Source organism: Flavobacterium sp. (assembly GCF_046155325.1).
In the GTDB taxonomy this organism is placed as follows: domain Bacteria; phylum Bacteroidota; class Bacteroidia; order Flavobacteriales; family Flavobacteriaceae; genus Flavobacterium.
Window position 1 is genome coordinate 19,174 of sequence record NZ_JBJXDQ010000003.1, and the last position, 14,564, is coordinate 33,737.

A 14,564-nucleotide genomic window follows, 5' to 3' on the forward strand; every position below is an offset into this window, starting at 1 on the left:
CAAAGGTACACTTTATTTTAATATAAAATATACATAGAATTTAATAGTTTACAGTATAATAACTTTAAAGAATTTTAACTTTAAAATGCTACAACATTAATTTTCTAACATATAATATTGAAATATTTATTTATATTTGAATAATGAAAAACAAGAATAATAAAGTACTATTTATATATATTTTCACATCACTGTTATTGGTGCTTATTTTTAATGCAATCCTTTTAAAATATACTATTAACCCAATTTTAATTTTAGTTAAAGACATTCTATTTGTTTTGGTAATCGCTTTGATTACAAAAATAATTTTAACCAATAAAGAAATTAGGTACAATAAAATTTTTAAAAGGCTTATTGACACCAATACTAAAATTAAAGAAATTAACGAACTAAATGATATTGTATCTAAAGCTACAAGTGATATAATTAGAGACTGGAGGATTCAAGAAGATAACATTATTTGGAGTAAGGGCGTTTTAGACGTTTTTGGATTCAATGAAAATCAAATTGGAAACAACTGTTCTTGGTGGTTTGAGAACATTCACCCTGAAGACAGTATTAAAATGTCAATAAGACTGTATTCCTTATTAGAACAAAAAACGGAACGATGGCAAGATCAATATCGATTTAAGTGTTCGGATGGAACCTATAAATTTGTTTTGGACAGAGGTTATATTATGAAAGATAAAAACGGAAAATCTATTAGGATGATAGCCGCCATTCAAGATATAACGAAACAAAAAGAAGAGGAACAAAGGCTTAAATTGCTTGAAACAGTAATTACCAATACCAGAAACTCAATAATTATTACAGAACCAAAATCATTTGAGGGCAACATACCAAAGATTGTTTATGCAAACCCTGCTTTTTTTAATATGACTGGTTACTCTACAGATCAAATAATAGGTAAATCTCCAAGTCTTTTTAATGGTCCTAATTCAGATGACAAAGAATATAAAAAACTAATTACTGCAATTGAAAGTGAAAAAGAATGCGAAGTAGAAACTATAAGCTACAATAAAAACAAAGAATCATATTGGGTTAACTTTTCTATGATTCCTGTAATTAATACAGATGAAGAATTAACACACTGGATTTCGATTCAAAGGGACATTACTGTTGAGAAAAAGCAAGAGGTTGAAAAAGAACAGCTAATTAGCGAACTAACAAGAAACAATAAAGATTTAAAACAATTTTCATACATTACTTCTCATAATCTTAGAGCCCCTTTGTCTAATTTAACTGGACTTCTAAATTTACTTGAAGATATTCAAATAGAAGACCCTGAATTGAAAGAAATATTAGATGGGTTTAATAAATCTACCCATCATTTAAATGAAACTATTAGCGATTTGGTAAAAGTAGTTGTAATCAAAGACAATCTTTCAATTCAAAAAGAAGACGTTAATTTAAATGACATCTTTGAGAATGTATTTAGCCAACTAGATTTTCTTATCGGAATTCATAAGCCAATTTTGAAAATTAATTTTGAAAAAGCAGCTATCATAAATACTAATAAAGCCTATCTTGAAAGTATTTTATTGAATTTATTAACGAATTCATTAAAATATAAATCAGACAAACACCCACTAAAAATAAATATTTCAACTAAAAAGGATGGGGAAGATACAGTTTTGACATTTCAGGATAATGGAATTGGAATTGATTTAGTTAGAAATGGAGAAAAGATTTTTGGACTTTACCAGAGATTTCACACTCATGTTGAAGGTAAAGGATTAGGATTATACTTAGTGAGATCTCAAGTAGAAACTATGGGAGGTAAAATATTTGTTGATAGCGAAGTCGACAAAGGAACTACTTATACAATTACATTTAATAACAAATAAAAAAAATGTTAGATAAAATTTTATGTATAGATGATGACGCAATAACTTTAATGTTATGCAAAATGATTATTGTAAAGAATTCATTTTCTAAAGAAATTGCGACCGCTTCTAACGGGGAAGATGCCTTAAATTACTTTAAAGCACTCCAAAAGAATCGTATTGAAGCACAGTCAACAATACTTCCGCAATTAATTTTTTTAGATTTAAACATGCCAATTATGGGAGGATGGGAATTTATAAATGTTTTTAGCACAGATGAATTTTCAGAATTCCATTCCATAAAAATTATAATTTTATCCTCAACCATTGACCCCTCTGATTTAGAAAAATCAAAAAAATACCCTATGGTTTTAGATTTTTTATCAAAGCCTATTTCAAAAGAAATGTTAGGATATATTAAATCTAAAATTTAATCATAAAAAAAGCCTCAAATACTTGAGGCTATTTTATGATTAAACACAAAACAATTACAATTTAGCAACGTGTTTTGTTAATTTAGATTTCAAATTAGAAGCTTTGTTATCATGAATGATATTCTTTTTTGCTAATTTATCAATCATCGAAATTACACTTGATAATTTAGATGTTGCATCAACTTTATCCGTAGCTATTCTTAATGCTTTAATTGCATTACGAGTAGTTTTATGTTGGTATCTATTTAAAACTCTTTTTTTCTCGTTGCTTCTAATTCTCTTTAAAGCTGACTTGTGATTTGCCATTTTCTTAAATGATTTTTTCTTAAATTATTTTTTTTGTAGTCCCTGGGGGAATCGAACCCCCCTTACCAGGATGAAAACCTGGCGTCCTAACCGATAGACGAAGGGACCAAACTTCTGTAATGCGGATGCAAAAATACAACTATTTTTTAGACGTACAATAGTAGAGGCAAAAAAAAAAATATTTTTTTAATATGCCTTTGCAAACAACACTCTTCCAATTGAAGAATTTCCAGTAAATACACAGTTTCCAGCTTGATTAACCCTGTCTAAGGGTGTGCATCTTATAGTAGCTTTTGTTAAATTCTTAATTTTTTCTTCAGTCTCTGGTGTTCCATCCCAATGAGCTGACAAAAATCCACCTTTACTTTCTAAAACTTCCTTAAACTCCTCAAAACTATTGACTTCCGTAATATGAGTGTCTCGATAAATCAATGCTCTATTGAATAAATCTTCTTGAATTTGATTTAATAAATTTTTAATATATGTAGCAATTCCATCCTTAACAACAGTGTCTTTTGTCAAATTATCTCTTCTAGCCACTTCAAAAGTTCCATTTTCAAGATCTTTTGGTCCAATTGCAATTCGAACCGGAACACCTTTTAACTCCCATTCAGCAAATTTAAATCCTGGTTTTTGCGTAGTTCTGTTATCGTATTTAACCGAAATATTTAATTTTTTAAACTCTTTTACCAGAAAATCTACCTCAGTTGTAATCTGCTCTAATTGCTCATCATTTTTGTAAATTGGCACAATTACAACTTGAATTGGAGCTAAATTTGGTGGTAGAACCAATCCTTGATCATCGGAATGTGTCATTACTAACGCACCCATTAATCGAGTAGAAACCCCCCATGAAGTTCCCCAAACATAATCTTGTTTTCCTTCAGAATTAGCAAATTTAACATCAAAGGCTTTCGCAAAATTCTGACCTAAAAAATGTGATGTTCCAGCCTGTAGCGCTTTACCATCTTGCATCAAAGCTTCAATACAAAACGTTTCTTCAGCTCCAGCAAAACGCTCTGATTCTGTTTTCAATCCCTTAATAACTGGAATTGCCATAAAATTCTCTGCAAAATCAGCGTATACATGCATCATTTTTTCAGATTCTTCGATAGCTTCTGATTTTGTTGCATGCGCCGTATGCCCTTCTTGCCATAAAAACTCTGCCGTTCTAAGAAACAAACGAGTACGCATTTCCCAACGAACCACATTAGCCCATTGGTTGATTAGCAAAGGTAAATCTCTGTAAGATTGCACCCAACCTTTATAAGTAGACCAAATTATAGCTTCACTTGTAGGACGAACTATCAACTCCTCTTCTAATTTAGCATTTGGGTCTACCATTAACTTTCCTGGATTATCAGGATCGTTTTTTAATCTATAATGAGTAACAATAGCACATTCTTTAGCAAAACCTTCTGCGTTTTTTTCCTCGGCTTCAAACATACTTTTGGGAACAAACAAAGGGAAATAAGCATTTTGATGTCCTGTTTCTTTAAACATTCGGTCTAATTCAGCTTGCATCTTTTCCCAAATTGCATATCCATAAGGCTTGATAACCATGCAGCCTCTAACTCCTGAATTTTCGGCTAAATCGGCTTTAACCACCAGCTCGTTATACCATTTTGAATAATCTTCTGCTCGTGTAGTAAGGTTCTTGCTCATATTGAATAGTTTGGCACAAATTTTGTTTTATCTTTTTTAACTAAATAGTTCCGCAAAACTAACTATTTTTGTAATGTGCAACAATAAAAAAACGCAGATATGAAAACTACTATTACTTTTTCCGCAAAAACAGCACTTTATTCCTATATTGGTGTATTAAGTATTTTAATTTCATCTTGTAGCTCATACCAAAACAGTTCCTATTATGATACTGACGGTATTTATGGAAATACCGAGGTTAGAAACATCGAAAAAAGAACTACTGAAAATGTAACCCAAAATACTTCGAATAATAAATACAAAGAATATTTCAATTCTTTGCAAAACGAAAATTTATCTAGTGGATTATTTAACGATGTACAAAATGATAATATTATTAATTCAAACAATGCTGATGCAAATCGTGAATACAACAACCCTAATACCACTATTATTTACGTAAATGATAACGGATGGAACAACTGGAATTCTGGTTGGGGAATGAACAACTGGTATGGCGGTTGGGGATGGAACAACGGATGGGGAATGAATAACTGGTACGGCGGTTGGGGATGGAATAATTGGAACAATGGATGGGGAGGAAATTTTGGTTGGGGATGGAACAACGGTTGGGGATGTAATAATTGGGGAAACCAATATTACTCCAACAATCAATATTCTTATGCAGTTGGCAGACGTGGATCTGCAAATACTAATGTTAGAAATGTAAACAGAAGCAATTCCCAAAACAACACTGTAAATAACAGATCAAATTATACCATTTCGAGTAGAAACGCTTCTAATAATGATTTAAACAGAACCGTTATAAGAAGAACCGAATCACAAATTCAAAATAATTCCACTTCGACGAATCGTACTAGAACCAATTCAGACACCAATACTACTCGTTCCGAAAGCACTACTCCTACTAGATCCTACACGCCTAGTTCCAATAATTCATCAAACAATTCGAGAAGTTCGAGTTCGTTTGACAGCGGTAGCCGATCATCTAACAGTGGTGGTGGATCTTTTGGCGGCGGAGGAGGAAGATCATCTGGTAGCGGAGGAAGAAGATAATATTGACTTAATTAAAATAAAGAAACAACCTTATTTAAATTGAAATGAAAAAACAACTTTTCTTATTGTTTGCAGGCTTTACATTTGGGTTTACACAAGCGCAAGATATTCCTGATGCCCTACGATATGCTCAAGACAACCTCAACGGAACGGCGCGTTTTAGAGCTATGGGAGGCGCTTTTGGAGCATTGGGAGGAGATCTGTCGGCTATAAATGTAAATCCTGCTGGTTCAGCAATATTCTCCAACAATCAAGTAAGTGCAACTCTTAGCAACTACAACATTCAAAATAACTCTAGTTATTTTGTAAATAAGACTACCAAAAAAAACAATTCTTTTGATTTGAATCAAGCCGGTGGTGTTTTCGTTTTTAAAAACAATGACCCAAAAAGTGATTGGAAAAAGATTTCATTGGCAGTAAACTACGAGAATACCAACAACCTAAACAATAGCTTGTTTTCGGCTGGAACTAATCCTAATAATTCTATAGACCAGTATTTCCTTTATTATGCCAATAGAGACGGCGGTGTATCTTCCTCTAATTTAGAATTACAAAACGGAGAAACCGACACAGAACTTTATGATTATTTGGGTTTGAATGAAGGTTTTGGTTCTCAACAAGCATTTTTAGGGTATTTTGGACAAGGATATATAATTAATAAAGCTTCCGATTATAATGAAGCTACAAATCGAAATTATGTTTCTCTGGTGCCTGAAGGTGGAAATTACTTTCAAGAAAACGAAATCACATCTACAGGATATAATGGCAAACTTTCCTTTAATACTGCAACGTCCTACCAAGACAAGTTGTATTTAGGGATAAACCTAAACGCTCATTTTACCGATTACAGACAAACATCTAGTTTTTATGAAGACAACGGTGCTCCTTTGACTTCAGAATATACCGTATCTAGATTGCGTTTTGAAAATGAATTATACACTTACGGAAATGGATTTTCGTTTCAATTGGGTGCTATTGTAAAAGCGACTAAAGAAATCCGTTTGGGTCTTGCTTATGAATCACCAACCTATTATAATTTGAATGATGAATTATCGCAAAAACTCCTTGTTGTAAGTGAGAATACTTCTGGAGAGCTTCCAACGGATGTTGTTGAGCCTCAATTCCCAAATGTTTATGCACCTTATAAACTACAAACACCCGGAAAAATCACAGGGAGCTTTGCCTATATTTTTGGAAAAACAGGTTTGCTTAGTATAGATTATGCTATAAAAGATTATTCGAACACCCAATTTAAACCCCAAAACGAATTCACTTCTGTCAATACTACAATGGCGAATAGCTTGGGGCAAACAGGCGAATTGCGTCTGGGTGGCGAATACAAAATAGAAAAATGGAGCCTAAGAGGTGGCTATCGTTTTGAACAAAGTCCATATAAAAACGGGACAACCGTTGGTGATTTAAAGGTATATTCTGGAGGATTGGGCTATAATTTTGGTTCGACAAAATTAGATGTATCGTATTCGACATCAAAAAGAAATTCCAATCAAGGTTTTTTCTCTCAAGGATTTACAGATGGGGCAACCATAAATACTACAAATAATAATCTATCACTAACTTTGTTGTTTGAATTATAATCCTCTCCCCCAGCCCTCTCCAAAGGAGAGGGAGCAGAAACTGGATATAAATATTGTAAATAGAAAGCCATTTCATTTATTGAAGTGGTTTTCCTTTTAGTGGATATTTTGAAATACTAAAAGTACTAAAATAGACCCGAGTGCAGTGGAAATCCTCCCGATTTTTCTTCGGGAGATTAAAACGAAAAGCGGGACTCAACACTCTAAAAAAATACAAAGGTTTATGCTTCTAAAAATAAAAATCGTAATTTTGCAAAATTCCCAATTTATAGGGATTATAAATCTATGAGAACCAAATCTTTAAAAAAGAATAAAATCAACGTCATCACCCTTGGATGTTCGAAAAATGTATACGATAGCGAAGTGTTAATGGGTCAACTTCGTGCCAGCGGAAAAGATGTTGTACATGAGCAAGAAGGAAATATTGTAGTAATTAACACCTGTGGTTTTATTGATAACGCTAAGGCCGAATCGGTAAATATGATTCTAGAATATGCTGATAAAAAAGAGAAAGGATTAGTAGATAAGGTTTTTGTTACGGGCTGTTTATCTGAAAGATACCGTCCTGATTTAGAAAAAGAAATTCCAAATGTGGATCAATATTTTGGCACCACAGAATTACCAGCTTTATTAAAAGCATTGGGAGCCGATTATAAGCACGAATTATTAGGCGAACGCATAACTACCACTCCAAAAAATTATGCTTATTTAAAAATTGCCGAAGGTTGTGACAGACCTTGTAGTTTTTGCGCCATTCCATTGATGCGTGGAAAACATGTTTCACAAACCATCGAAAAATTGGTAAAAGAAGCTGAAGGTTTGGCTAAAAATGGTGTAAAAGAATTGATTTTGATTGCACAAGATTTGACTTATTATGGCTTAGATATTTACAAAAAGAGAAATCTAGGCGAATTACTCGAAGCTTTGGTAAAAGTGGAAGGAATCGAATGGATTCGTTTGCACTACGCCTTCCCTACTGGTTTTCCTATGGATGTTTTAGAAATCATGAAACGGGAACCTAAGATTTGTAATTATATTGATATTCCGTTGCAACACATTTCAGATTCTATTTTGAAATCGATGAAACGGGGTACTACAAAAGCAAAAACAACAAAATTGCTGAAAGAATTTCGTGAAGCAGTTCCAGGTATGACTATAAGAACTACTTTAATCGTGGGTTATCCTGGCGAAACGCAGGAAGATTTTGAGATTATGAGAGATTGGGTTCAAGAAATGAAATTTGAACGGTTGGGTTGCTTTACCTACTCCCACGAAGAAAACACAACAGCATTTGACTTAATCGATGATGTTCCTGAAGATGTAAAACAAGCAAGAGCCAACGAAATCATGGAAATTCAATCACAGATTTCATGGGATTTGAACCAAGAGAAAATTGGCAAAACTTTCCGTTGCATCATTGACAGAAAAGAAGGAGCCCATTTTGTAGGCAGAACAGAATTTGACAGTCCCGATGTAGATAATGAAGTTTTGATTGACGCATCGAAACACTATGTAAAAACAGGCGAATTTGTAATGATAAAAGTTACTGACGCTACTGAATTTGATTTATTTGCAGAACCAGTTTAATAAATAATATGAAAACATCAAACTTAATAGTCGCTTTTTCTTTTGTTTTATTTTCAATCAATTCTCTTCATGCTCAGTTTGGCAATAACGGATTCGGAAACGGAATGAACAGACAAAATAATGGCATGAACCAAATGAGTCAGCCCACTCCAGATGATAAACCTGAAGAAGTTCCTGTTGAAAAAACTGTTGGCATAATAATGGAGAGAATGAAAACAGAAGTGAATTTAGACGAACTTCAAGTTATTGCGATTTCAATTGTGCTTAAAGAAAGTATAATTGAACAAGGAAAATTATTGAAACAGAAATTTAGCCAAGAAGACCAAATAAAAAATTTTGAAGCCTTAAGCGAAACTACCGATAGAAAAATAGGTGAATTTTTAAACAAAGATCAAAAAGAAAAATACATTCTTTTTAAAGAAGAGATTAAAAATCCTAAAAAATCAAATTCTAAAAGAAAAAAGAAATAATTTTTTAATTTAATATTTTAAAAATCTTTGGTTATGATGTTATCTAAAAAAATTAATTACATTTTAATACTGAATTTAATTCTAATTTCTTGCTCAACAAATCCGTATAAAAAAAGTGAGAAAGTATATGACGAAAAATTAAGTACAATTAAGGAAACCATATCTGTCAAAGAAGCAACTTCATTACAAAAAGTAGAAATACCAGAAACAAATCGCGATTCTTTATATTTAAAACAATTATTGATTTATAAAGATTCAATATCAAAAACTGGCGGTATTCCTTTGCAAGAAGGAATCAGTACGGAATGGATTGGCACTGTAAATTTCAATCTTAGAAAACCCAATTTTATCATCATTCACCACACCGCTCAAGATTCGTTACAACAAACTATAAAAACATTTACTAAAAACGAAAGCAAGGTAAGTGCTCATTATGTTATTTCTAAAGATGGTAAAATAGTTCACATGCTAAACGATTATCTCCGTGCTTGGCATGCAGGAATTTCATCCTGGGGAAAAAACACTGATATCAATTCATGTTCTATTGGGATTGAAATAGATAATAATGGTAATGAAGCCTTTTCAGAATTACAAATTAATACTTTATTGGCATTATTAACTAAATTAAAGAAAGACTACAATATTCCGGTAGAAAATATAATAGGACATTCAGATATTGCACCGACACGAAAACAAGATCCTAGCGCCTTTTTTCCATGGAAAACATTAGCTTCAATGGGATTTGGGATATGGCCAGACGAAGTTTTAGAAAATGCACCTCCAACTTTCAGTATAGAACAAGGATTGCGTATTATTGGCTATAACACCACAAACCTGACGGCAGCCATTAAAGCTTTTAAATTACACTTTATACAAACTGAAGTTGATGCTTATTTAGACCCAAAAACTATAAATACGATTTATAACTTGTCTAAAAGACAATAATGTATCATTTTAATTTTGAATTTACCGACAACAATAAGTGGCTATTTGTCATTCTGAGCGCAGTAAGAATCACATAACGATAGCAACAGATGTGATTCTTCACTGCGCTCAGAATGACAAAACAACATAAATTTACTAGATAGAATTCTTTTTGTCAGGACAATTAGTTCCAAAAAAAAATCCCGCAAATTGCGGGACTTTTTGTATAAAAGTGTTTTGGATTCTTAGAAACCGTAAACTACAGCTAATGAAATTTGCGAAGCAGATTTTGCCGGAGCTCCGTCTGAATCTTCAAATAATATTTCATCAGAATTATTATCCATTCTAAACTCAGGAATAAAAGTTAATCCACCTGATTTTAGGTTAGCTGATAAAGTAAGAGCTGTTACTGAAGTATCAAAAGAATTCTTTTTAGATTTAAATGACTCAGCACGCAAACCTAAACCAAAATTACTAGATACAGCATAAGATGGATACAAAGCAAAACCAGTATATCCTGTATCTTCACCAACTCCAGCAAAATCAGCAGCATTTAACCCTAATTTGAATTTTTCTGAAATTTGGTAAGCAGCTGTTAAATCAATAATAGTTCCTTTAGATGAACCATCTAAGTAATTAATATAAGCAGTAAAACCCTCAAACGGAGTTAATGACAACTGAGCTCCAATGTTATTTAATCCTAAATCAGCATCTGCTTGATAAAGATTCCAGTCATTATTAAACAAACCTACCATCAAACCTACTTTGCTAGAGATAGCATAATTAGCTTTAATACCAGCATTTTGGAATGGTCCGTTGGTAAATAAATACGAAGTAGAGTAGTGTAAATTCCCTAATGGAGAAATCACTTCATATCCTACAAATGTAGCCATATATCCAGCCGTTAAAGTTAACTTGTCAGATGCAGCATAAGCAGCATACAAGTTTTGGATGTGGAAAGATTGACCTCCTACTTCTGGAATAGATTGCCCTGCTCCTCTAGGACCAAAAGAAACTTCACCTACAAAAGAGGTTTTACCTGTTTTTTTCTTCAACGCAATATCAATCATACCTAAAGAAACGGAGTTTTGATCTGTTGCGAAACTAGTAGGAATTTGAGCCAATTTAGAAAAATCATACTTGTAGTACAAATCAGCAGAACCAGAAATTTCTAGTGGTGTGTCTTGTGCAAACGTCACCGTTGTTGTAAGCGCTAAGGCTAAAATAGTAATTACTTTTTTCATGTTTAATTTAATTTAATTATTAATTGGGTTATTGATTTCTAAATTATATTACTATTATTTAGAAGTATCGAAATCAAAATTAACTTTTAGTTAGTATGAAATCTTTGTCTTTAATAATAGTTTTTAACAAATTTATTAACTTTTATTTAACCTAACCAGTTAAGAATTGTATTTTACGATAGAATTATCAATTTTCAAAAAACAGTAATAAAAAAAAATGCAATCCGTAATTTTAGATTGAAATATTCTTAAATTGATTTTCAAGAATTCATTAAAATTTCAAAAAAAGCAAAAAGGGATTCATTTTAATTTAAAAATGAATCCCTTTTTGCTAGAATAAACTAATTTCAATAATTAAAAAACTTAATTTAAGTCATTAAAACCACAGCATAATATAAAGGAAAACCAATGGTGATATTAAAAGGGAAAGTAACCGCTAGGGCCATTGGTAAATATAATCCCGGATTAGCTTTTGGTACTGCAATTTTCATCGCAGCTGGTACTGCAATATAAGAAGCACTCGCTGCAAGAATTGCGAAAATAAATCGATCCCCAATCTCCTGAGTAACAAATCCACTTAAGATTGCTACTAAACAACCATTTACTAAGGGAACTGCAATGGCGAATACTGATGTAAACCATCCGTTTTTTATAAAATCTGATAATTTTTTGCCACTTGTCATACCCATATCAAGTAAGAAAATCACAAGAAAACCTTTAAACAAATCAGTTGTAAAAGGTTTAATCCCTTCTGCTTGGCTGTCACTTGCAAGCATACCAATGATTAAACTCCCTATTATAAGCAGAACACTCCCATTTGTAAAAGAGTGCTTGATGATTTCAGAAATTTTTATATCATTATTCTTTTTGAAAAAAGATATCATAACCACACCAACGATTATCGCTGGAGCTTCCATTAATGCCATTATTGCAACCATGTGCCCATTAAATTCAACTTTTTGAAGCTCTAAAAAAGAAATAGCTGTAACAAAAGTAACTGCACTAACAGAACCGTAAGCTGCCGCAATAGCGCCTGCATTATCGATGCCCAGTTTCTTTTTTATTATAAAAAAAGTATAAAAAGGAATAACAATTGCAGTCGCTACCCCAAAAAATACTGACCAAAAAACCTCCATATTAAAAGAACTGTGCGCTAACTCTTGACCTCCTTTAAATCCAATAGAAAACAAGAGATAAAGGGAGATAAATTTTGAGGAGTTTTCTGGAATTTTTAAATCACTTTTTACTTTTACAGCTATAATTCCTAAAAGAAAAAACAGTAATGCTGGGCTCGTCAAATTATCCATTAATAATGATGTATTCATAATTCTTCTTTATTAGTTACTATTAATTTTCTTATATTCAAAATGTTCTTCTTGAGCTCTGTATAATCGATCATTTATGGTTATGCCGAGTTGCTTTTCGGGAAATTTTTCAGCAAAAATTATATCAAAATGCATAGCATCTAGTTTATGCATAGCTGCATATAAATTTTTTGCGGCTTCTTCTAGATTTTCAACTGCTGATAATTCAATGTATTTATTAGTAGAAAGATATTCGTCATTATTTTTAAACAAGAGAAATCCAACATTTAAATTAATGTTATCTTTTATAGTATTGGATATATTATTTGAAACTATAAATTTTGTCTTAGGAGAATAATGTTTATTAATCATCCCAGGAGCATCTGGTGAGGCAGATGCAGTGTTTTTAATTTCTAAATTTCCAATGCATTTTTCAATTTCCTCTTTAGAAATTGCACCAACTCTATACAAAACCGGTTTGTCATTTACAAAGCCAATAATTGTTGATTCAATTCCTTTATCACAAGATCCTCCTTCTAAAATATAAGGAATTTTATCCCCTAGTTGTTTTTTGACATGATCAGAAGTTGTCGGACTGATATACCCAAAAGGATTAGCACTAGGAGCCGCAAGAGGAAAATCTAATGATTCTAACAAAGCTAAAGCTATTGGATGCGAAGGAACTCTCACACCAACGGTAGGTTTTCCGCTAGTTACTTTATCCGAAATATTTGATTTTTTTTCCAAAACCAAAGTTAATGCTCCAGGCCAAAATCGATTGGCTAATTCATAGGCGATTGGTGGAATATTAAACGCAATTGTATCTAAATAATCTATCGATTTTATATGCACTATCAGCGGATTAAATAAAGGACGTTGCTTGATTTCAAATACTTGCATAACAGCATTTTCATTAAATGCATTGGCAGCCAACCCATATACCGTTTCTGTTGGAATAGCTACTACACTTCCTTTTCTTAGTAAGTCAGCAGCTATATTAATTTCGTTAGTCATAAATTTTATGGATTACAATAATCACAATACATTGGATCCTCTGTTTTTTTACCTTTGGGAAACATAATTTCAGAAACATAATCACATTTCATACAAGAATATAGATTTGATTTTATCGACTTTGTTTCACTTCCACATAAGCTACAGTTCAAACCTAATACTACTGATGTTGCACTAAATCCTGGTGTAGAACATTTTGGACAAAGTGAATTGAGTTTATCTAATAATTTAAAAGCTGTATCTTTAATAACTTTCATTCGGGTAGGATTGTACATTGCCCGCATATCTGTTTCAACATAAATTGAAGTTGCTTTTAAAGTTAATTCAATATAATATTGTTTAAGGGCATCCCAACTCTGAATTCCTTTTCTAATTTCAGAAAAATTATTTTCAGTATCTTTTAAAATTAAGGCGTGTGATGGAAAATTAATTTTATTAGCAAAATCTACAAGCTTATCAAAAGTGTAAATTATTGACCCATTAAAATTTGTTTCTAAACTAATCTCTCTGGCTGTAATCTCTAAATCATTTTTTTTATCAATAAATAGTAAAATCTCTTCATCTGCATTGGCAAAAAAGATACTCGGATGTGATCCGAAAGAACCTTCGCTAGCAATTCCTATATCACAATTAGTACAATTCATTGCCGTAAGACATTTGGCTCTAACCGTTTCTATTGAAGATGAAGTACGTTCTATTTCACCTGAAAAAGTCCCAAAATAATCAGTGTCAAAATTTTCTGGAACAAAACAATGAACACCAATACCATCTTGTAAAACTGGTGCTATTACACTTTCTTTTCCATGCATAGTAGCAATTACTATTTTTCTACCTTCAAACATCAAATTATGATATTTAAACTAAAGTGATTTGGATAATACTATCTATTTTTATTTTCTTGACGTTTTTATCAGCATCTTTTAAAATCAGTTTAACATCTTCGATAGATTGTTTTAGATAGTCAACTCTTTTTTTTGAATGGGAAAAGTCATTCCCATTTCGAATTTGATTACTAAAAGACTCTAATTGATGATAATTTATTTTATTATTCAATAAAGACATCAGTAATTTCAGGGCTTCTTCAGGCAAAAATTCCCCTTCTATTAATTGAAATTTGTGTTTAGTAGTATCTATCATAG

Annotated in this window: 14 protein-coding genes and 1 tRNA gene; 7 read left to right on the plus strand and 8 right to left on the minus strand. The window is 32.0% G+C overall.

From position 1 onward, the window contains the following. The first annotated feature begins 143 nt into the window (after positions 1 to 143). Together ACKVOD_RS00205 and ACKVOD_RS00210 are read left to right on the plus strand one after the other, a co-directional pair. Positions 144 to 1,847 (plus strand): PAS domain-containing protein, encoded by a 1,704-nt coding sequence (locus ACKVOD_RS00205; protein ID WP_409207465.1) that lies wholly within the window; start codon positions 144 to 146, stop codon positions 1,845 to 1,847. A 5-nt stretch (positions 1,848 to 1,852) separates the two neighbouring features. After that, positions 1,853 to 2,260 carry a response regulator gene (locus ACKVOD_RS00210; RefSeq protein ID WP_409207466.1) on the plus strand — a complete coding sequence of 136 codons (408 nt, stop codon included), beginning with the start codon at positions 1,853 to 1,855 and terminating at the stop codon, positions 2,258 to 2,260. A gap of 54 nt (positions 2,261 to 2,314) precedes the next feature. Here ACKVOD_RS00210 and rpsT read toward each other — a convergent pair whose 3' ends face one another. The 3 genes from rpsT to proS form a co-directional block, all read right to left on the minus strand. Beyond that, positions 2,315 to 2,566 (minus strand): 30S ribosomal protein S20, encoded by a 252-nt coding sequence (gene rpsT, locus ACKVOD_RS00215; RefSeq protein ID WP_268847336.1) that lies wholly within the window; start codon positions 2,564 to 2,566, stop codon positions 2,315 to 2,317. A gap of 36 nt (positions 2,567 to 2,602) precedes the next feature. Continuing rightward, a tRNA-Glu gene (locus ACKVOD_RS00220) sits at positions 2,603 to 2,674 on the minus strand. A 78-nt stretch (positions 2,675 to 2,752) separates the two neighbouring features. Then, a complete protein-coding gene (gene proS, locus ACKVOD_RS00225; RefSeq protein ID WP_409207467.1) occupies positions 2,753 to 4,231 on the minus strand; it encodes a proline--tRNA ligase in 1,479 nt (492 codons plus the stop codon). 99 nt (positions 4,232 to 4,330) lie between these two features. On the opposite strand from proS, the gene ACKVOD_RS00230 reads away from it, so the two are divergent. From ACKVOD_RS00230 to ACKVOD_RS00250, 5 genes are all read left to right on the plus strand, one after another. After that, positions 4,331 to 5,287, plus strand: a complete 957-nt coding sequence (locus ACKVOD_RS00230) for a hypothetical protein (protein ID WP_409207468.1) — start codon at positions 4,331 to 4,333, stop codon at positions 5,285 to 5,287. 44 nt (positions 5,288 to 5,331) lie between these two features. Continuing rightward, positions 5,332 to 6,882 carry an OmpP1/FadL family transporter gene (locus ACKVOD_RS00235; protein ID WP_409207469.1) on the plus strand — a complete coding sequence of 517 codons (1,551 nt, stop codon included), beginning with the start codon at positions 5,332 to 5,334 and terminating at the stop codon, positions 6,880 to 6,882. Between the two features lie 285 nt (positions 6,883 to 7,167). Then, complete coding sequence (rimO, locus tag ACKVOD_RS00240) at positions 7,168 to 8,469, plus strand: 30S ribosomal protein S12 methylthiotransferase RimO (RefSeq protein WP_409207470.1); 1,302 nt, start codon at positions 7,168 to 7,170, stop codon at positions 8,467 to 8,469. An 8-nt stretch (positions 8,470 to 8,477) separates the two neighbouring features. Then, a complete protein-coding gene (locus tag ACKVOD_RS00245) occupies positions 8,478 to 8,939 on the plus strand; it encodes a hypothetical protein (protein WP_409207471.1) in 462 nt (153 codons plus the stop codon). A 36-nt stretch (positions 8,940 to 8,975) separates the two neighbouring features. Beyond that, positions 8,976 to 9,884, plus strand: coding sequence for an N-acetylmuramoyl-L-alanine amidase (locus tag ACKVOD_RS00250; protein ID WP_409207518.1), 909 nt, complete (start codon positions 8,976 to 8,978; stop codon positions 9,882 to 9,884). 224 nt (positions 9,885 to 10,108) lie between these two features. Here the strand turns inward: ACKVOD_RS00250 and ACKVOD_RS00255 are convergent, their stop codons facing one another. From ACKVOD_RS00255 to ACKVOD_RS00275, 5 genes are all read right to left on the minus strand, one after another. Continuing rightward, positions 10,109 to 11,107: an outer membrane beta-barrel protein gene (locus ACKVOD_RS00255; protein ID WP_409207472.1), complete on the minus strand. Its 999-nt coding sequence runs from the start codon at positions 11,105 to 11,107 to the stop codon at positions 10,109 to 10,111. A 368-nt stretch (positions 11,108 to 11,475) separates the two neighbouring features. After that, entirely contained in the window at positions 11,476 to 12,432 is a 957-nt protein-coding gene (locus ACKVOD_RS00260) for a sodium-dependent bicarbonate transport family permease (RefSeq protein WP_409207473.1), read from the minus strand. 12 nt (positions 12,433 to 12,444) lie between these two features. Next, entirely contained in the window at positions 12,445 to 13,425 is a 981-nt protein-coding gene (locus ACKVOD_RS00265) for an L-threonylcarbamoyladenylate synthase (RefSeq protein WP_409207474.1), read from the minus strand. A 5-nt stretch (positions 13,426 to 13,430) separates the two neighbouring features. Beyond that, positions 13,431 to 14,267: a DUF6671 family protein gene (locus ACKVOD_RS00270; RefSeq protein ID WP_409207475.1), complete on the minus strand. Its 837-nt coding sequence runs from the start codon at positions 14,265 to 14,267 to the stop codon at positions 13,431 to 13,433. A gap of 13 nt (positions 14,268 to 14,280) precedes the next feature. Continuing rightward, positions 14,281 to 14,562 carry a hypothetical protein gene (locus ACKVOD_RS00275; protein WP_409207476.1) on the minus strand — a complete coding sequence of 94 codons (282 nt, stop codon included), beginning with the start codon at positions 14,560 to 14,562 and terminating at the stop codon, positions 14,281 to 14,283. Positions 14,563 to 14,564: the final 2 nt, after the last annotated feature.

Coding starts and splice junctions, on each gene's coding strand:
- ACKVOD_RS00205 (WP_409207465.1), top strand. CDS start 144: ATGAAAAACAAGAATAATAAAGTACTATTTATATATATTTTCACATCA.
- ACKVOD_RS00210 (WP_409207466.1), top strand. CDS start 1,853: ATGTTAGATAAAATTTTATGTATAGATGATGACGCAATAACTTTAATG.
- rpsT (WP_268847336.1), bottom strand. CDS start 2,566: ATGGCAAATCACAAGTCAGCTTTAAAGAGAATTAGAAGCAACGAGAAA.
- proS (WP_409207467.1), bottom strand. CDS start 4,231: ATGAGCAAGAACCTTACTACACGAGCAGAAGATTATTCAAAATGGTAT.
- ACKVOD_RS00230 (WP_409207468.1), top strand. CDS start 4,331: ATGAAAACTACTATTACTTTTTCCGCAAAAACAGCACTTTATTCCTAT.
- ACKVOD_RS00235 (WP_409207469.1), top strand. CDS start 5,332: ATGAAAAAACAACTTTTCTTATTGTTTGCAGGCTTTACATTTGGGTTT.
- rimO (WP_409207470.1), top strand. CDS start 7,168: ATGAGAACCAAATCTTTAAAAAAGAATAAAATCAACGTCATCACCCTT.
- ACKVOD_RS00245 (WP_409207471.1), top strand. CDS start 8,478: ATGAAAACATCAAACTTAATAGTCGCTTTTTCTTTTGTTTTATTTTCA.
- ACKVOD_RS00250 (WP_409207518.1), top strand. CDS start 8,976: ATGTTATCTAAAAAAATTAATTACATTTTAATACTGAATTTAATTCTA.
- ACKVOD_RS00255 (WP_409207472.1), bottom strand. CDS start 11,107: ATGAAAAAAGTAATTACTATTTTAGCCTTAGCGCTTACAACAACGGTG.
- ACKVOD_RS00260 (WP_409207473.1), bottom strand. CDS start 12,432: ATGAATACATCATTATTAATGGATAATTTGACGAGCCCAGCATTACTG.
- ACKVOD_RS00265 (WP_409207474.1), bottom strand. CDS start 13,425: ATGACTAACGAAATTAATATAGCTGCTGACTTACTAAGAAAAGGAAGT.
- ACKVOD_RS00270 (WP_409207475.1), bottom strand. CDS start 14,267: ATGTTTGAAGGTAGAAAAATAGTAATTGCTACTATGCATGGAAAAGAA.
- ACKVOD_RS00275 (WP_409207476.1), bottom strand. CDS start 14,562: ATGATAGATACTACTAAACACAAATTTCAATTAATAGAAGGGGAATTT.